The sequence below is a fragment of the Bifidobacterium sp. LH_416 genome, assembly GCF_056357055.1.
The window spans coordinates 48,241-67,039 of record NZ_JBKEVJ010000007.1; the positions used below are offsets into that span (position 1 = coordinate 48,241).

The window sequence follows — 18,799 nt, forward strand, 5'->3', positions numbered from 1 at the left end:
ACATCACTTCATCTGCTCCTTCATGCTGTTGAGCTGGACCGCGTAGGCGATGGCCATAGTGATCACGGCCATGACGATGGCCAGAGCCGCGGCGTAATTTGACTGGTTGCCGGAGAAGCTCAGGTTGTACGCGTACATGTTCGGCGTGTAGTACGTGGTGATCGCGTTGCCCGGCACCATGTTCTGCAAAATCGAAGGCTCGTTGAACAGCTGGAACGAACCGATGATCGAGAAGATCACCGTGATCGCCAGCGAGCCCTTGAGCTCCGGCAGCTTAATCGACTTGACGATCTGCCACTCGGAGGCACCATCGATCGAGGCGGCCTCATACAAGCTGTGCGGAATCGTGGAGAGCGAGCTGTAGAAGATCAGCATGTTGTAACCGGTGAACTCCCAAGTGTTGATGTTGCCGATTGCGGCAAGCAGCACGGAAGGCTTTAGCACATCAATGTTGGTGCCGAAGAAGTCGTTGAAGGAGCCGACCAGGCCGTATTTGGCGCCGTATACGAAGCCCCAGATCAACGTGGAGACCACGGCGGGCACTGCGTAAGGCAGGAAGGTGGAGATGCGGAAGAACTTCGTGCCGTGCAGCTTCATCGAATCGATGGCCAATGCCATTGCAGCTGCAAGGAACAGCATGATCGGCACCTGCACCACAGTGAACAGGGCCACACGACCGACCGAGCTCCAGAACTGCTGGTCGACAAGCAGACGCTGGTAGTTCTGCAGGCCAACGAACTTGGTGCCGCCAATCATCTGCTTCTTGAAGAACGAAATGTAGATGGCGTACACGATCGGGATGATGAACACGAAGATGAACACCACTGCGAACGGCCACATGAACTTCCATCCACGCCAATCCGCCTTATGCTTGTTCACACGCACCGCACCCGTGCTCACAGGTTCGGCAGAGATATCGGCTGAAGCCATTCCAACCCCTCTCCTTCGAAGGTTGCTAAAATGTTTGCGTTATCATCATAACACGATTTCAAACATTGTCCACTCGTGTTGAATTCAAGGGTTTTCGTCATATCTGATACAATGGTCACGAAAACAATGATGTTATCGTTACCGTTTTGTTCGATGATGAATGACATTATTCATGAGAGATTCATGAGAACACAGTTGAAGTTGATACTGACCGGGGGTTCATTATGGCGCGAGCATCACAAGTATCTATGCAAGATGTAGCGAAAGCCGCAGGCGTCTCCCCTCAGACTGTTTCCCGCGTGGCCAACGACAGCAGCGCAGTAAAACCTGAAACTCGTCAGCGCGTGGAAGCCGCCATGCAAAAGCTCGGCTATCGCCCGAATTATGCGGCGCGTGCACTCAAGCGCGGAAAGTTCCAAGATATCGGCGTAGTGATGTTCAATACCGCCACCTTCGGTAACTCCCGCATTCTCGACGCCATCATCTCAGCCGCCGCAGAAGACGATTACTCAGTCACCATTCAAACCATGCGTCACGGTTCAGAGCGCACACTTGCCGCCGCCATCGAACGTATGCAGCGCCAGCCCGTGGACGGAGTGATTGTGGTGCTCGAGGAACGCATCTCCGATTTCGTCGGTTACAAGCCACCAAAGGAACTTCCTGTCGTACTGGTTACCGAAGGTGCTGCCGACTACTGTCCCACTGTGGATAGCGATCAGTACGGCTGCTCCACAGCCATCGTGGATTATCTGATGAGCAAGGGGCACAAAACCGTGTACCACATCGCCGGCCCCTCCACCTCTCGCGCAGCGGAATCCCGCGCACGCGGCTGGCGTGAGGCGTTAGAGCAAATGGGCGCGCCCGTGCCCAGTATGTACATTGGCGATTGGTGCGCGGACTCCGGCTATCAGGCCGGCGTGGCTTTGGCTCATGATCCGAACTGCACGGCGATTTATGCCGCCAACGATCAGATGGCCTATGGCGCTATTCTTGGCTTGCAATCGGTCGGCAAGCGCGTACCGGAAGATGTGAGCGTAGTCGGCGTAGATAATTCTCTAGTGGATATGGTGCCACGGCTAAACCTCACCACCATGCGCATGCGCTTTAATGATGTTGGAGCCACTGCATTTTCCATGGTGCGCCGCATGTGCGAAGGAGAAAGAGTAGCGACCGGCGTTAAAACCGTAATCCCCACCGAACTAATCGAACGCGGTTCCGTGCGCGACATCAGTTGATTCAGTGAGCAGGGATTGGCTGGCCTTGCCATTCTAAAAAATCAAATCTGAAGCGTCTGGCGGGAAACGAATTCACGATTCTCCCCCGTTATTGGATCGGTGAAACGTAACACACGTGCGATTAGCTGCAGCGGTTGACTGAAATCGTCGTACGGACGGGTGGCGATGCGCGGGTAGAAGTCGTCTCCTAGAATCGGCAGGCCGAGCGAGTTCATATGGACGCGCAATTGGTGGGTTTTGCCAGTTCGCGGATGGAGTGTGTAGCGGCACATCATGGGATTGGCTGATATCAACTCGCCGCGTTCAATCAATGTTTCGGCATTGATTGCGCCCGGCTCTTCGTACGCAGTCATAACGCCACGTAATTTGGTGATGTGCGAGCATCGCAATAGCGGAAATGGTCTGGGCGATTCCAATCGCGTTACTGTGCCGAAGCGCGGACGCGCAATCGGTGCACAAGGAGCCACGCATTCGTAGACCTTCACAGCCTGCTTGTTTTGGAACAGCATCTGATACGCTCCGCGGCAGGCTTTATCGCGCACAAATACCAGTACGCCTGCCGTCATACGATCCAAACGATGTGCAGGAATAATATCCGGCTCACCAAATTGCTCACGCAAACGAATCAAAACTGTTTCGCGGTACCACATACCGCGCGGCATGGTTGCCAGAAAATGCGGCTTATCCACCACGATGATGCGCTCGTCCTCATAGAGCACGTTCACATCAAACGGAATATGAGGCTCCTCAGTGACATATCGATGTGGTCTACTCATTACACAATCCAACGCAACACATAACTACATACGAGGGAGGGGCCGGCAGACACATTGTCAGACCGTAAAGGCTTGGCCAGAGCGGCCCGGAGCGTGTCGGACAATGTGCCTGCCGGTCCCTCCCGGACGATGCTGGTACTGCTATCTCAACATCACTCAACGGTAACGGACTTGGCGAGGTTGCGCGGCTTATCGACGTCGTAGCCCTTGAGCTTGGCCATGTCCATGGCGAACAGCTGCAGCGGCACCACGTCTACGAGCGGGCTCATCAGCGTCGGGCATGCCGGGCGCCAGAACACCACGTCCGCGTACCGCTCCACATCAGGGTCTCCCTGCTCAGCTACCGCGATAATATATGCGCCACGAGCCTTGACTTCCTCAATGCCGGAAATCACCTTGGCATGCAGCACGTTACGGCCACGCTCCGGCGGCACAATAAACACCACCGGCTCGCCTTCGTCCACCAAGGCGATTGGGCCATGCTTCAATTCGCCGGCTGCAAAGCCTTCAGTAAAGGTGTAAGCGATTTCCTTAAGCTTCAGTGCGCCCTCCAAGGCCACCGGATAGCCCACGTGGCGGCCAAGGAACAGGAAGGAGTTAGCGTTCACCATGCGTTCGGCGGCGGCCTGAATGGCCTTAGGCTGCGTATCGAGCACCCACTGGATCTTGCGCGGCATATCCTTCAGGGAGTCCAATACCTGGTGAATCTCATCGCGGAACATGGCTCCCTTGACCTGAGCCAGGTAGAGGCCAAGCAGATATGCGGCGGTAATCTGCGCCACGAATGCCTTGGTAGAAGCCACTGCCACTTCCGGGCCAGCGTGCGTGTACAACACAGCATCAGATTCACGTGGAATGGAAGCGCCCTGAGTATTGCAGATGGCCAGCACCTTGGAACCCTGCTCGCGTGCGTGACGCAATGCCATCAGCGTATCCATGGTTTCGCCGGACTGAGAGATGGCCACCACGAGAGTACGCGGGGTCAGAATCGGGTCACGGTAACGGAATTCGTGTGCCAGTTCGATTTCCACGGGGATGCGCACCCAGTGTTCGATGGCATACTTGGCTACCTGGCCGGCATAGCTTGCGGTACCGCAGGCTACGACGATGATTTTGTCGATTGCCTTGAAATCATGCTCGTCAATACGAACCTCATCAAGGGTGATGTCGCCCTTGGTATCGAAACGGCCGAGCAATGTGCGCTGAACGGCAGCCGGATCTTCATGGATTTCCTTATCCATGAAGGAATCCCAACCGCCCTTTTCGGCAGCTGAAGCGTCCCAATCCACGGTGTACGTCTTCGGATTGGCAACAACGTTGCCATCGAAGTCGGTGACGACAACCTTGTCTGCGGACACGCATACGGCTTGATCCTGGTCGATTTCCATGGCGCGCTTGGTGTATGCCACGAATGCGGCCACGTCGGAGCCGAGGAAGTTTTCGCCCTCGCCGAGGCCTACGACCAGCGGAGAATCATGGCGAGCGCCCACTACGATATCCGGCTGGCGGCAGTCGGTGGCAAGAATGGTGAACGCACCATCGAGCATGCGAGCCATGCGACGCACTGCCTTGAACAGGTCTGGGTGGCCTTCTTCTTCAATGATTTTGTCTACGATTTTGCCGAGTAGCTTGGCAGCCACTTCCGTATCGGTAGCGGAGGCGAAACGATAACCTTCGGCCTGCAGGTCGAGTCGCAGCTGGGATGCGTTTTCGATGATGCCATTGTGAATGATGGCAACCTTGCCGTCCATGCTGGTGTGCGGGTGAGCGTTCACATCGCTCGGCTCACCATTGGTGGCCCAACGAGTGTGGCCGATACCTACGGTGGCCAGCGGCATCGGCTTACGTTCGATATCTTCGACCAGGTTCTTCAAACGGCCGGCCTTCTTACGCACGGCCACCTTATCCATGCCAGGCGCGCTCAATGCCACACCGGCCGAATCATATCCACGATATTCAAGACGAGCCAAGCCTTGAAGACAAACTTCTAGCGGCTTGCCACAAGCGGTTTCAACATTTCCTGCATATCCAACAATTCCACACATAGCCCTCTACCCTAGCGGACGTATATGTCTTGAGTCGAACCGACCCGAACGTTTTCGCATTATCAGCGCAACGTGTCGCGTTTACGACAACGGCTCTCCTCACAAGAGGAGAGCCGAAATTTAATTACAGCACGTGCTGCAAGAAGTCCTTGAAGCGGGGCTCGGTGGGGTTATCGATGATTTCGGGGCCGCCCTTTTCGACTACGACTCCTCCGTCCATAAACACCACCTGATCGGCCACTTCGCGGGCAAAGCCGATCTCGTGGGTCACGCACACCATGGTCATGCCTTCCTTGGCGAGCGAACGCATGACGTTCAGCACTTCACCCACCAATTCCGGATCAAGTGCGGAGGTCGGCTCGTCGAACAGCATGATTTCCGGCTTCATAGCAAGTGCGCGAGCAATGGCCACGCGCTGCTGCTGACCGCCAGAAAGCTGAGATGGGTAGTAATCCAGACGATCGCCAAGTCCGACTCGCTCCAGTTCGGCAACGGCCAAATCGTGAGCTTCCTTCTTGGACTTGTGCTGCACGTGAACCGGTGCTTCCATCACGTTTTCGATGGCGGTCATATGCGGGAACAGGTTGAAACGCTGGAACACCATGCCGAGCTTGGAGCGCTGTGCTGCGATCTCTTTGTCGTTGAGGGTTTGCAGCATGTCTTTTCCGTCTTTTTCAACATGCTTGTAGCCGACGAGCTCGCCGTTGACTTCGATGGAGCCACCAGTCAGGGTTTCCAACTGGTTGATCAGACGCAGGAACGTGGACTTTCCGGAACCGGAGGGGCCCAGAATCACTGTTACCGTGCCGGGCATCACAGTCAAATCAACGCCTTTGAGCACGTGCAGCGTACCGAACGCCTTATGCACTTGCGTGGCTTTGATAGCGGGAACTACTTGGCCTGCCGGAGTGGAGGTATTCATTGGTTCAGTCATGATGTGATTCGCCTTCCCTCTCACGCGGTCATGCCGGTGAATGCGGCTTCGTTCAGTTTGTTCACGTTATCCTTGGGTTCGCCTTCGGTTTTGCCCGGCAGTGGCGGCTGCTTGCCGCGGGTGCCCATAGCGCGAGCGTCAAAGCCCTTGCCGAAGTGCTTCTCCAAGCGAGACTGCAGCACCATGAGGATGGACGTGATGAGCAGGTACCAGAAGCAGGCCACGAGCAGCAGCGGAATCGGCTTGTAGATTCGGTTGGCGATAGCGTTCGTGGCGAACTGGAGTTCAAGTGTGAATGGCACTGCCGTAACCAATGATGTGGTCTTCAGCATGCCGATGGTTTCGTTGCCGGTTGGCGGAATGATGATGCGCATGGCCTGCGGCAAGACGATGCGGCGCATGATCAGCGTACGGTTCATGCCCAGTGCTTCTGCGGCTTCGGTCTGGCCTGGATCAACGGCTTCGAGACCTGCGCGCACGATTTCAGACAGGTAGGCGGCTTCGTTCAGTGCCAGACCAATCCATGCCGCGTTGAATGCGGTAACCACCACATTGGAGTCGATGCTCCAGAATTCAACGGAAGTGAAAGGAATGCCGAGGCTGAGCTTAGGAATCAGCACGGAGAACAGGCCCCAGAAAATCAGCTGCGTATACACAGGGGTGCCGCGGAAGAACCAGATGAAGAACCAGCTGACGCCGCGCAGTACCGGGTTGATGGATTTACGCATGATGGCGAGAATCACGGAAAGGATGATGGCCACCACCATGGAGATTACGGTGAGCTCGAGGGTGTAGCGAATGCCTTCGAGCACGTTTTCGTTAAACAGGTACTTCCATACGGTAGGCCAATCCAGTCGCGGATTGGTGATCATGCCCTGAATGAGCATTGCGGCGAGCAGCGCCACAATGACTGCGGCCACAATGGGGCCTGGGCGCTTAACCGGTAGGGCTTTGATGCGGTTAGGGATATCGAGTCCTTCGCCGTCAACTACTTTCTTCGCCATGTGTTGATTCCTTGTGTATGTAATGAGGCTGTTTGGTCACAGCCTGAAGAACTAAAGTTGCACCTTAACGCATGAATGGGGCGCCTGTGTTACGTGAACATACGTGAACAGAAGCGTCCCATTCTTTATACAGGGTGAACTACCCCTTGATTACTCGACGTCAGGGTTGATTTCGGCCTTGGTCAGGGCACCGGACTCAACGCCCCAGTGCTTCAGGATCTTGCCGTAGGTACCGTCGTCCATCAGCTTCTGCATGGCCTTCTGCACGGCTTCGGTGGTGCCGGTATCACCCTTCTTGATGGCGATGGCGTTCGGCACGGAGTCGAAGTCCTTGCCCAGCTGCTCGAGCTGGCCGTCGGTCTGGGCGATGGCGTAGCCGACCACTGGGGAGTCAGCGAAGAACACGTCAGCCTTGCCGGTCACCACTGCGGTGGTAGCGTCGGTCTGCTGCTTGGAGGACTGAATGGTGATGTCCTTCTTGCCGTCAGCCTTGCACTGCTTGGCGGTTTCGTTGATGGCTTCTTCTTCGACGGTACCGGTTTCCACAGCCACCTTCAGGCCGCACAGATCGTTTTCGTCAACCTTGTTCGGGTTGCCCTTGGCCACAGCGTAAGCCATACCGGAGGTGAAGTAGGAAACGAAATCAACCGATTCCATACGATCCTTGGTAATGGTGAATGCCGCAATGCCGAGATCGTACTTGGAACCGATGGCCGGAATGATGGTGTCGAAGTTCGAGGAGACGATTTCCGTATCCAGTCCGAAGACGTTGCCCAGAGCGTGGGCGAGATCCATATCGTAGCCGATCTGGGTCTTGCCGTCTGCGTCCAGGAACTCAGCCGGAGCGTAGGACGGGTTGGTGCCGATGGTGAGCTTGCCATCCTTGGTCACGGATTCCGGCAGCAGCGCAGCGATGGCATCATCCTTCTTTACGGAGCTCACATCGTAGCTGGTGATGGCCTTGGCCTCGCCAGAGGTGGAGTCGGAACCGGAGGTGGCCTCATCGGTAGTACCGCAGGCAGCGGCGGTGAACAGCATTGCCGCGCTCAAAGCGGCGGCCGCGATAGTCTTCAGCTTCTTGGACTGCATAACTTCTTCTCTTCTTCTTTTGGGCGGTCGGCACTCTCAGAACCGACCGTCATGAACCATTAGGTATATTTATACACTAACGTGCATACATATACGATATAAAATCGGTGAGCCCTGCATACACAGGAACTCACCGACCTTATCACTCATCAACGGCAGGATTGATTTCAGCCGTATCAATAGCGCCGGAGGAGACGCCCCACGTATCAAGAATCTTCTTGTACGTGCCATCATCCATCAGCTTTTGAATGGCCTTCTGCACAGCCTCAGCAGTGGCAGAATCACCTTTCTTGATGGCCACAGCCTCAGGCGTCACGCCAGTATCGTCGCCCAGAGCAGCCAGCGTATCGCCGGTCTGTTCGATAGCGTAACCAGCCACCGGCGAATCCGCATAGAACACAGATGCCTTGCCGGAAGCCACAGCAGTAGTCACATCGGTTTGCAGCTTAGAGGACTGAATATCGATTTCAGCCTTGCCATCCGCCTTGCACTTATCGTTGGCGGCGTTGACTTCCTCTTCCTGAGTGGTGCCGGTCTGCACAGCAACCTTAACGCCACACAGGTTCGTGGTATCGACCTTATCTGGGTTGCCCTTCTTGGTGACCCACGTGGAGCCAGCCTTGAAATAGGTGACGAAATCAACGGCGTCCAGACGTTCCTTGGTCACAGTGAAGGACGAAATGCCGATATCGTACTTGGAGCCTACGGACGGAATAATCGAATCGAACGTAGACGAAACAGTCTTTTCCTTCAAACCGAAGACTGCAGCCAGCGCCTTAGACAAATCGACATCGAATCCGACCGGAGTCTTGCCATCTTCGGCCAAGAATTCAGCCGGAGCATAGGACGTATCAGTGCCAACGGTCAGCGTACCGTCGCCGGCAACCGAGTCAGGAAGCAACGCGGCAATCGCGTCATCCTTCTTGATGCTGCTGGTATCGAAGCCTTGCGTGCTGCTGGACGATGAACCAGAATCATTGCTTGCGGAAGCATTGTCCGCACTATCGGTGGTGCCGCAGGCAGCCACGGCGATAAGCATTGCCGCGCTCAAAGTAGCTGCGGCCACGGATCGTATTCCCTTGCTTAGAGACATTGGATTTCCTCTCTCCATCTAGTCAACTGGGCGGGTATGTTTCCCAGCTGGCTCCAGAGAGTAGAATCGCAATGCTACGGAGCGGTTAATATTACGAGAAATCGTTCACTTTGTGGACACCTACAGCTATCAGGCTCATACAAAAGCTCCCCTGCACAAGTACAGGGGAGCCAATAGGACTAGTGGCGCATATTGGCGTAGCGCATCGCGCGCAAAGCCTCACGCTTATCCTGCTCTTCGCGCAGTGCCTGGCGCTTATCGAATTCCTTCTTGCCTCGTGCCAAAGCAATCGATGCCTTGACTCGACCATCCTTGAAGTACAGGCTCAACGGCACGATCGTATAACCCTTAGCCTCAATACCGCGCGCCAGCTTAGTAATCTGCTGACGATGCAGCAGCAGCTTACGCTTACGCTTCGGTGCATGATTATTCCAAGTGCCGTTCAAATATTCGGGAATATTGGCTCCCTCAAGCCACATTTCTCCGCGACGATCAATAGAAATAAATGCTTCCGACAGTGAAGCACGCCCTTCGCGCAGGGATTTCACCTCAGTACCAGTCAGTGCAATGCCCGCTTCATACTTGTCTTCGATGGCATAGTCATGACGAGCCTTCTTATTCTGCACAATCAGCTTTTCGCCGGTTTCCTTGGCCATTTTTCCCTCCTTTCATTCAATAATCCCCCTCCTAGAGAAGGAGGGGGATTTATCATAGCTCGATAACAGGCCAGAATGGCGGCCTGCCAATTATTTCAGCGTCTCAGTGCACGTACCAGTAGGCGCTTGCGTTAGACAGCGTACGCCAGCTGACCACGTACGGGCCCTTCACGTTCATTTCGGAAATCGTCACCGTGTTGCCGGAAACGGATTCCACCACTGCCACGTGACCGTACGTGCCATCAGCACCGGCAACTCCTGGCGGGAAGGACAGTGCCGCACCCACCTGAGGAACATGATCCACGCGCAGACCATAACGAGGAGCGTTGAGATACCATTCGCCACCATTGTGCAGGTAGGACGGCGTGCCAATGCCCATTTCCTTACGACGGTTGTACGCATACCACGTGCACTGACCGGCAACATAACGGTTGCCAACATCACCGTTCGACGTGCCCTGACCAGTGCTGCTGCCACCGCTGGAAGACGAGCCACCGGAAGTGCCGCTCGAAGTTCCGCCGCTGCTGCCGCCAGTGCTCTGCTGGCCGCCACTCACCTGACCGCCTGCAGCAGCCTGTTCCTTGATGTACTGCTGGTTGTAGGAATCCACGCGAGAAGCGAGCAGCACGGTTTGCGCAGCCTGAGCAGCCTGCTGATCCTTCAAATTGGATACCAAAGACGTCAGTTCGTTACGGCGCTGTTCGCCTTCTTCACGAAGCTGTTCGAGAGCATCACGCTCGTTCTGAGCGGTTTCAGCCGCGGTCTGTGCCGCAGCGGCCTTCTGATCAGCCTGCGTTTTCAGCGTGGAAATCTGCTTTTCGATAGCAGTAAGGCGTTCGCCACGATTCTTGGACGTGCTCAAATCGCTTGCAGCCGTGGAAGCGGCATTCGCCTCATTACGGGAAAGCGCATCGCGGGACTGCATGGAATTCACAAAGTCCTGCGTGCTGCTGGCACCGGTCACCACGCTCATCACTTCGGACGTGCTGGAACCGTGCATGCTATCGCGGGCAAGCTGAGCCACAGCAGCATGAGCATCATCGTAATCCTTACCAGTCTGCTCAATCTGCTTTTCGAGGGTTTCCTTGTCCTTTTGCGCAGCAGCCAGTCGATCCGCAGCAGCCTGCGCCTCCTCCTGAGCGGCAGCCGCATCAGCATTAGCCTGCGTAACCTTATCCTGAGCTGCAACAATCTTGTTGTTGGTCAAATCGTCCAACTCTACAATCTTGTTCGCAAGCTCAGTGCTTACGCCAGCCAGCTGTGCTTTCAGCTGAGCTTCACGTGCCACGGAAGCTGCATGCTGATTCTGCGCGTTCACTAGGTTGGAATACGTATTTGCTTCGGCAGGCTGCGCAGGAGCCATCACCAATCCGGCCACGCAGCACATGCCCGCTGTCAACGCTGCCAAAGCGGGTTTTATTGTGTTCGTCGTCTTATTCATGGACGAAAAGATCCTTTCATTGCCGTACAAGTGCACACCATAACATGCAAATCTGAGAATGCATGCGGTGTTGTGCCGCACTTACGCTCTCAGATAACGCCTGAGCGAAATCGTGGAGGCAATAACCGACAGCAATACTGCGCCAAGCACCAAGAATGGCGAGATCATCAGCACTGTGAGTTGATTCACATACGGAATCCAAGTCACCGACTGTGCCAGCCATCCAGTGATAAACACGCGCACGATTACGGAAAGCATCAAGCACGACAGCACCGAGCCAAGCAGCGACGCAATCGCGCCTTCCAAAATGAACGGCAATCGAATCGTCCAGTTGGAGGCGCCCACGTAGCGCATGATTTCGGTTTCCGTACGTCGACTTGCGGCGGACATGCGAATCGTGGTTCCGGTGAGCAGAATAGCCACCAATACCATCACACCTGCCAACACTGCAGTCACCGCGGTCGCGCGGTTCAGCACAGCGAACACCGGGTCGAAGATCTGGCGCTGATCGGTCACATCCTCAACGCCTTCCTTACCGGAAAGCACTTCGGCAACCACCTGATACTTCGTAGGATCCTTGAGTTTCAGCCACAAGGAATCCTGCATATCGTCAGCGGTCAGCGTTCGGCCTTGGAATTCGCCGTTCGGATACTGCTTGGTGAACGTGTTGTCGTAGAAATCCTGCTTGCTGACGTAATCGATTTTGGCAACCACATCATTGAGCTCATCACGAATGGTCTTCTGCAAATCAGTGATTTCCTGCGCGGAAGGCGACTTGCCCGAAGCACAGTTCGCAGACTGGCTGGTGCCGTCCGGGCACAGCCACACCACAACCTCAACCTTGTCGTACCAATCGCCCTTAGCCTTGGTAATCTGCGCCTGAGTGAGCACAGAAGCGCCAATGAACAGGAATGAAATAAAAGTGACCAGCATCAGCGAAAGCAGCATGGCCAAGTTTCGCCGCAGGTTGGTCCACGTTTCAGACAGAATGAATTGCGCGCGCATGACTACTCCCCTTTATTGTCAGCTGTTATCAGCATTGTTCTCATCGGATGATGCCGGCGGCACAGGGGCTGCCGACTGCTGAGCTGGCGGCGCGGGAGGTGCAGGCGGAGCCGGAGGAGCCAGCGGAGCTTCAGGCTCCGGTGCTGGAGCAGGCGTGCGCGGCGGCGCGAAACGCGAGTAATCGGCAGCATCATTTGCATGTGCAGTATTGCCGGCTTCCGACTTGGCTTCCGCAGTTTTGTCCTGCTTCGCTGCCGCTGCTGTGCTCGCTGCGTTCGCCGGTGCAGTCTCGCCCTTCAGCGGATCGAACGCCTGAGTCTCCTCCATCGCGGCAGCCTGCTCGTCAAGCGGCAAACCCTTGCCCCAAGTCAACGTATCTTCAATCGGAGCAAACGTCTCGCCATAGCGACCAGTACGACCGGAGTGCACAGAGTTCGCCAAGCGCGCGATGCCTTCAGACTGGCCCTCACCAACCTCAATCACAGCACGTGCCGGAACAGTAATATGGTTAGCCTTATCCGAGCGAGCCTCGACTTCAGCATCCGGGAAGAACAACGCGGAATCATAGGAACCGTGAGCTTCATCGCGCACAATCTTGCCATTGTGCAATTCCACCACACGCTTGCGCATAGAGTTCACAATCTCCTCATTATGCGTAGCCATTACCACAGTGGTACCAGTGCGGTTGATGGAATCCAGCACCTCCATAATGCCCAGCGATGTGGTGGGATCAAGGTTACCGGTAGGCTCGTCGGCCAGCAGAATCTGCGGATGATTCACATACGCGCGGGCGATGGCCACACGCTGCTGCTCACCGCCGGAAAGCTCATGCGGATAGTTCTTTTCCTTACCAGTCAAGCCCACAGTATCCAGCACCTTAGGAACCAGTGACTTGATTGTGGAGCGGCGGGTGCCGATCACCTCAAGGGCAAAGGCCACGTTCTCCCACACCGTTTTGTTATTGAGCAGCTTGTAATCCTGGAACACAAAGCCCAAAGAACGGCGATATTGCGGCACCTGACGGTTCGAAATGCGGCGCAAATCGTTGCCAGCCACACGAATCTCGCCGCTCGTTGCCTCTTCTTCACGCAGCAGAAGACTCAGCAGCGTAGTTTTGCCTGAACCAGACGCGCCCACGAGGAACACGAAATCTCCGCGCTCAATATCAAGATTGATATTGTCCAGCGCCGGACGCGTACCCTTCGGGTAGATCTTGGACACTTTGTCCAATGAGATCAATGCCATATCCGTTTTCCTTTTGTTATATGTGCTTGCTTATGTCTGGTTTGGGAACTGCTTCCAGAACTGTGGCCGCAAGTCTACAGGACTTGTTTGTGCTTGCAGACTTGCGGTTTTGGTGTGCAATCTCTACTACTCCTCAGACTCAGCCTGACGACGCTGCTCGTGACGCCAGCGAATGCCGGCTTCAATAAAGCCATTGATATCGCCGTCGAACACCGCCTGAGTCTGGCTGGTTTCGTAGCCGGTGCGCAAATCCTTGACCATCTGGTACGGGTGCAGCACGTAGGAGCGCATCTGATCGCCCCAGCTGGCCTTGATATCTCCAGCGAGCTCCTTCTTCTTCTTGGCTTCCTCTTCATGGCGCAGCACGAGCAGTCGGGACTGCAGCACGGCCATAGCGGAAGCACGGTTCTGAATCTGGGAGCGCTCATCCTGCATGGTCACCACAATGCCGGTGGGCAAGTGGGTGATGCGCACGGCGGAGTACGTGGTGTTCACGCCCTGGCCGCCAGGACCAGAAGAGCAGTAGGTATCCACGCGAATATCCGTATCCGGAATATCGATGTGATCGGTAGCCTCAACCAGCGGGACCACTTCCACTGCGGCGAAGCTGGTCTGGCGGCGGCCCTGATTATCGAACGGGGAAATACGCACCAGACGATGCGTGCCGCCTTCCACGGAAAGACGACCGTAAGCGTACGGCGCATCCACCTGGAAGGTAGCGGACTTGATGCCGGCTTCTTCCGCGTATGAGGTGTCCATCACCTTGGCCTTGAAACCATTACGCTCGCAGTAGCGCAGATACATGCGCAGCAGCATCTGCGCAAAGTCAGCGGCGTCCACGCCGCCTGCACCAGAACGGATGGTCACCACGGCGGAACGCTCATCGTATTCACCATCGAGCAGGGTCTGAATCTCCATCTGATCGAGGTCTTCCTGGATGGAGCCGATCTCGTTCTGCGCATCCTCCAGAGAATCCTGATCGCCTTCCTCGCGGCCCAGCTCGACGAGCGTTTCCACATCGTCGATGCGCTGAGATGCGGAGTTGAGTCGCTTCAGCTGGGATTCAGTAGCGGAAAGCTTACTGGTGACCTTCTGAGCGTTCTCAGGGTCATCCCACAAGCCCGGAGCTGCAGCCTGGGCTTCAAGTTCCTTAATCTCGGCCTTGAGGCGGTCCACATCCAGCGCCTTGGCGATGGAATCATACTTGGCGCGGGCCTCGCCGATTGCCTGGGTAAAGTCAAATTCTGCCATCGTGTTTTACCTTACTGTTGATTCTTGGAAGATTCTTAATGTCACGTCCTTGTTGACAGCCTGTGCACATTCTGACGTTCTGACGTTGGTATGTGAATCACGTCGTACTCGTTGCCGCGGTGTAATGATGTATGCTAATCCGACTGTCTGGCGCTAATCGACCACCTAATATGGTTTCATCGACCGCATAACCTTCGCCGATTCATGCATCAGACGTGCTCATCCGCGGGCACGAATATGCACAGGCAGCGTCAAAGTCCAGCGTAAATCGCCGGAATAATCAGAGAACCGAGCATAGCCACAGCTACGACAACGCACACCACGCGCACAATAGTGCGGCGGCGGTTTTCGCGCTGCTCACGGCTGTCCTGATACTCACTCACAAAATCAGAAGTATAAACAAAGCCTCAGACGGTGTGCTTCCACCGTCACTCCCCCACTGTGTGGTTGTGTGGTTGTGTGGCTGTACGACCGTGTGGCTGTACGACCTTATGACCGTGTGACCGTATGACTTTTGTGGCCATGTGACTTTGCGACCGTATGACTTTGCGACCATATGACCGCATCTCTGCATGACTGTCGGTTTTTGAACACTGACTGTAGGTTTTCCGACATTGACTGTAGGGAATCCAACACAGACTGTAGGGAAACCGACGTTTTTCGTTGGAAAACCTACAGTCAATGATGGATTCCCTACAGTCGGTGTTCAAAAACCGACAGTCAACGTTAGAAATCCTACAGTCAACGTGGTCAATGTCGGAAACCGACCGTCGCAGTCACAGTCGCACAGTCACAGTCACGCAGTCACACACAGCCACACAGCCACAGTCATACGGCTTACGAGCATACAACTGCAAAGCGGATTACAGCGCGAAACCGAGTTCTTCCGCAGCCTCGGTGGGTACTGGGTCATTGCACCAGTAGTCCTCGAGGTTTTCATACGTGGTCAGCGAACGAATTTCCGCGCGATCGATGTACAGTTCGCCGCTCAAATGGTCAGTCTCGTGCTGGAAGATACGCGCTGGCCAGCCGTGCAGACGCTCCTTGTGACGCTTGCCATCTTCGTCGTCCCACTCCGCATCAATATCCAGCCAACGCTTGCGCACCGCCTGGTATCCATCGAAACTCAGGCAGCCTTCATAGAAGGATGCAGTTTTATCGCTGGCAGGCGTGTACGCAGGATTGATGATCACATGGAACGGGAATTCGGCGATTTCACGCGGATCATCTTCGTCATCGCGAACATGATCCTCCACCACGGCGAGCGCCAGACCAAGACCAATCTGCGTTGCAGCAAGTCCGACGCCCGGAGCCTCCAGCATGGTGGTGTGCATCGTGTCGATGAGCTTGGCCAAGGTGCGCTTGGAAAGCTGGCCGTTGTATGCCATGGTCTGCTGGCGCAGTACCGGCTCGCCGGCCTGCACGATGGGCAGAATCTTCTCCTCACCACCGGTTTTGATGAGTTGCTCAACGATACGGTTGAGTTCGAGATCAACTTTGGCGTTCTTTCCGAACATTGAGGTTCCTTTACAGTGCGAGTTCTTCGGCTACGATCTTGGCCAGACGCGTGCATACTTCATCGGCATAGGCCTGAGTGGCGGCTTCGGCCATCACGCGCACGAGCGGTTCGGTGCCGGAAGGGCGCAGCAGCACGCGGCCGGAATCACCCAGCAACTCTTCCTCATGAGCCACGGCTTCCTGAATGCGCTTGTTCGTGGAGGCAGCATTCTTGTCCACGTTCGGCACGTTAATCAGGGTCTGCGGCAGCTGCGGGAAGTCAGCGGCGAGCTCCTTCAGGCTCTTGCCGGACTTGACGACCTCGTTGCACAGCGTCAAAGCGGTCAGCGTACCGTCGCCAGTGGTGGCGAATTCGCGGTTGATCACATGGCCGGACTGTTCGCCACCGAGCGAATAATCACCCTTCAGCATTTCCTCGAGCACGTAGCGATCACCCACGGAAGTTTCCACAGTCTTGATGCCCATATCCCTCAAGGCGAGCTTCAAACCGAGGTTGCTCATCACAGTGACCACGAGAGTGTCGTGCTTGAGCTTGCCTTCACGCTTCTTGGCGCGAGCCAGAATACCCATGATTTGATCGCCGTTGACCATGTTGCCGTCTTCGTCCACGGCCAGGCAGCGGTCAGCGTCGCCGTCGAACGCCACGCCCATCACTGCGTCGGTGGCCTTAACCATGGCCTGCAGCTGCTCGGGGTGGGTGGAGCCGGCGTTCTTATTGATGTTGTAGCCGTCTGGAGATGCGTTAATCACAATCACATCAGCACCAGCGCGGCGCAGAGCCTCCGGAGCCACCACAGAAGTGGCACCGTTGGCGCAATCGGCCACAATCTTCAAGCCCTTCAACGGCTTCGGCTGAGTCTGGTCATCGTTCAGCGGAGCGATGGTGGAAACCAGGTGGTCGATGTACAGGTTGGTTGCGGTGGTCTGATCATGGCTGACGCGGCCCACGCCGGCACCGGTCGGGCGTTCCCAATCCTGACCGAGCACGGCCTCGATCTCGTCTTCCTTCTGATCAGGCAGCTTGAAACCGCCACGTGCGAAGAACTTGATGCCGTTGTCAGGCATGGGGTTGTGGGACGCGGAAATCACGGCTCCCATCTCCACGTTAAGCACGCTGGTCAGGTAGGCCACGCCCGGAGTTGGAATGATGCCGGCATCAATCACATCGAAACCACCGGCAGACATGCCTGCGGCGAGGGCAGACGCCAGAAAATCACCAGAAACACGGGTATCACGACCCACGAGCGCGCGGCGGCGGCCCTCGGGCTGATCATCCTTGGTACCGGCATCGCCCAACACGCGAACGGCCGCATCACCCAGATCAAGCGCTAGTCGCGCGGTCAGATCCTTATTGGCCAGTCCTCGAACACCATCGGTTCCAAACATTTTCGGCATACTCTTGCATCCTTCACTTGATCAATAACGTGACCCATGGTAATCGGCTTAACGCACTCTGTCATACCGATTTGCGCAATGCTGCTCAATTCGGTTGCATTTAAGGCCCTGCTGAGACGCCATGATGCTGCTATTCACCTGAAAACACGGGCTGAAATGAACGTTCTTGGCAATTCGAAGCGCAAAAGAGGACATTTAGAGCGTCAAAAACGTCCATTTCAGCCCGTATTTGGTTGGCTCAGTAGGTTTTTAGGGCCAAATCAACGGTGAGGACGATGCCGGCGATGACGGCGGCAGCGCGCATGATGTTGGCGGGAATCTTACGGGTGATGGGTGGCGCAATGTAGCCGCCGATGAAGCAGCCGATGCACAGCATGATGGCGGCCGGCCAATCCACTGCACCGCGCGCGATGAACACTACGGATGCAGTGATGTTCGCGCCAGTGCCAATCAGCGTTTTCAACGCGTTGATTTTGTGGAACGGGCCGATTTTGGCGGCATCCAGTACGGCGAGCGCGCAGGTGCCAGCGCCAGCGCCAAAATAGCCGGAGTAGATTGCCACGGCCCAGACGCCGATCCACACCCACCAGGAGTCCTTGGCCATTGGCTGCACCGGCTGATCCACTGGTCGCCGGGCAGCGCGATTTTCCGCCTTGCGCTCTTCGGTTGGCGTCTCGGCTTGAGCTTCCGCTTGGACTTTGGCGGCATTGATGTGATTGAGCTGCGCGGCTGCGTCGGCGGCGGCTTGCTTGGCTTGCATGCGTCCGCGTGGATTGACTGCGATAATCAGTGAGCTAAAGAGGATTAATGCAGGTGCTGCAAATTCGAATACTTTCGGGTCAAGTTCCAACAGGAGGAAGGCGCCGACGACGCCGCCGACTGCGCCAATGGCCACATATGTGATAACGCGCAGGGTTTGGCCTCTGAGCTCGCGCCGCGCGCCCATTACACCGCCTATGCCGGTACCGACTACGCCGACCGTGTTAGAAGCGTTGGCGAGCACTGGCGGAATGCCGAATGCGAGTAAAGCTGGGTAGGAAACTAGTGAGGACGCGCCTACTGCATAGCCCACGAATCCGGCTCCGATACCGGCCAGCAGAATCAGCAGTAGCGACAGTATGGAAAAACCCGCAATCATCCTCATATCCTTAACTCTTGGCAACCGGCACATTGCCGGCCTTG

General features: G+C 55.9%; 17 protein-coding genes. 1 reads left to right on the plus strand and 16 read right to left on the minus strand.

All coding sequences use genetic code 11. The features are described from left to right. Nucleotides 1–3: 3 nt before the first annotated feature. Nucleotides 4–930, minus strand: a complete 927-nt coding sequence (locus tag AC1AY0_RS11275) for a carbohydrate ABC transporter permease (RefSeq protein WP_476526452.1) — start codon at nt 928–930, stop codon at nt 4–6. 248 nt (nt 931–1,178) lie between these two features. Here AC1AY0_RS11275 and AC1AY0_RS11280 point away from each other — a divergent pair, with 248 nt between their 5' ends. Then, nucleotides 1,179–2,165, plus strand: a complete 987-nt coding sequence (locus AC1AY0_RS11280; RefSeq protein ID WP_476524352.1) for a LacI family DNA-binding transcriptional regulator — start codon at nt 1,179–1,181, stop codon at nt 2,163–2,165. Between the two features lie 41 nt (nt 2,166–2,206). Here AC1AY0_RS11280 and AC1AY0_RS11285 read toward each other — a convergent pair whose 3' ends face one another. The 15 genes from AC1AY0_RS11285 to AC1AY0_RS11355 all read right to left on the minus strand — a co-directional run bounded on the left by AC1AY0_RS11285 (nt 2,207) and on the right by AC1AY0_RS11355 (nt 18,755). Then, nucleotides 2,207–2,941 (minus strand): pseudouridine synthase, encoded by a 735-nt coding sequence (locus AC1AY0_RS11285; protein ID WP_476524351.1) that lies wholly within the window; start codon nt 2,939–2,941, stop codon nt 2,207–2,209. A gap of 152 nt (nt 2,942–3,093) precedes the next feature. Next, nucleotides 3,094–4,986 (minus strand): glutamine--fructose-6-phosphate transaminase (isomerizing), encoded by a 1,893-nt coding sequence (gene glmS / locus AC1AY0_RS11290; protein ID WP_476524349.1) that lies wholly within the window; start codon nt 4,984–4,986, stop codon nt 3,094–3,096. A 124-nt stretch (nt 4,987–5,110) separates the two neighbouring features. After that, entirely contained in the window at nt 5,111–5,908 is a 798-nt protein-coding gene (locus AC1AY0_RS11295; RefSeq protein WP_476524404.1) for an amino acid ABC transporter ATP-binding protein, read from the minus strand. 32 nt (nt 5,909–5,940) lie between these two features. Further along, a complete protein-coding gene (locus AC1AY0_RS11300; RefSeq protein ID WP_476524348.1) occupies nt 5,941–6,924 on the minus strand; it encodes an amino acid ABC transporter permease in 984 nt (327 codons plus the stop codon). Nucleotides 6,925–7,074: 150 nt separating this feature from the next. Next, the gene (locus AC1AY0_RS11305; RefSeq protein WP_476524347.1) at nt 7,075–8,013 is read right to left on the minus strand and encodes an ABC transporter substrate-binding protein; all 939 of its coding nucleotides are present in this window, start codon (nt 8,011–8,013) and stop codon (nt 7,075–7,077) included. Between the two features lie 142 nt (nt 8,014–8,155). Next, entirely contained in the window at nt 8,156–9,106 is a 951-nt protein-coding gene (locus AC1AY0_RS11310; protein ID WP_476524345.1) for an ABC transporter substrate-binding protein, read from the minus strand. A 179-nt stretch (nt 9,107–9,285) separates the two neighbouring features. Continuing rightward, nucleotides 9,286–9,762 (minus strand): SsrA-binding protein SmpB, encoded by a 477-nt coding sequence (gene smpB, locus AC1AY0_RS11315; RefSeq protein WP_033889531.1) that lies wholly within the window; start codon nt 9,760–9,762, stop codon nt 9,286–9,288. Between the two features lie 103 nt (nt 9,763–9,865). After that, nucleotides 9,866–11,203: a CHAP domain-containing protein gene (locus tag AC1AY0_RS11320; protein WP_476524344.1), complete on the minus strand. Its 1,338-nt coding sequence runs from the start codon at nt 11,201–11,203 to the stop codon at nt 9,866–9,868. 81 nt (nt 11,204–11,284) lie between these two features. Next, nucleotides 11,285–12,208: a permease-like cell division protein FtsX gene (ftsX, locus tag AC1AY0_RS11325; protein ID WP_476524343.1), complete on the minus strand. Its 924-nt coding sequence runs from the start codon at nt 12,206–12,208 to the stop codon at nt 11,285–11,287. Nucleotides 12,209–12,226: 18 nt separating this feature from the next. Continuing rightward, entirely contained in the window at nt 12,227–13,453 is a 1,227-nt protein-coding gene (gene ftsE / locus AC1AY0_RS11330) for a cell division ATP-binding protein FtsE (RefSeq protein ID WP_476524341.1), read from the minus strand. A gap of 126 nt (nt 13,454–13,579) precedes the next feature. Beyond that, nucleotides 13,580–14,704: a peptide chain release factor 2 gene (gene prfB / locus AC1AY0_RS11335; RefSeq protein ID WP_476524340.1), complete on the minus strand. Its 1,125-nt coding sequence runs from the start codon at nt 14,702–14,704 to the stop codon at nt 13,580–13,582. Nucleotides 14,705–14,955: 251 nt separating this feature from the next. Beyond that, nucleotides 14,956–15,087, minus strand: coding sequence for a hypothetical protein (locus tag AC1AY0_RS11340; RefSeq protein ID WP_476524338.1), 132 nt, complete (start codon nt 15,085–15,087; stop codon nt 14,956–14,958). Between the two features lie 480 nt (nt 15,088–15,567). Next, on the minus strand, nt 15,568–16,221 hold the full coding sequence (locus AC1AY0_RS11345) for a peptide deformylase (RefSeq protein ID WP_476524336.1): 654 nt from the start codon (nt 16,219–16,221) through the stop codon (nt 15,568–15,570). Nucleotides 16,222–16,231: 10 nt separating this feature from the next. Then, nucleotides 16,232–17,617, minus strand: a complete 1,386-nt coding sequence (gene glmM, locus AC1AY0_RS11350; protein WP_476524335.1) for a phosphoglucosamine mutase — start codon at nt 17,615–17,617, stop codon at nt 16,232–16,234. A 238-nt stretch (nt 17,618–17,855) separates the two neighbouring features. Beyond that, nucleotides 17,856–18,755, minus strand: a complete 900-nt coding sequence (locus AC1AY0_RS11355) for a sulfite exporter TauE/SafE family protein (protein WP_476524334.1) — start codon at nt 18,753–18,755, stop codon at nt 17,856–17,858. Between the last annotated feature and the right edge of the window lie 44 nt (nt 18,756–18,799).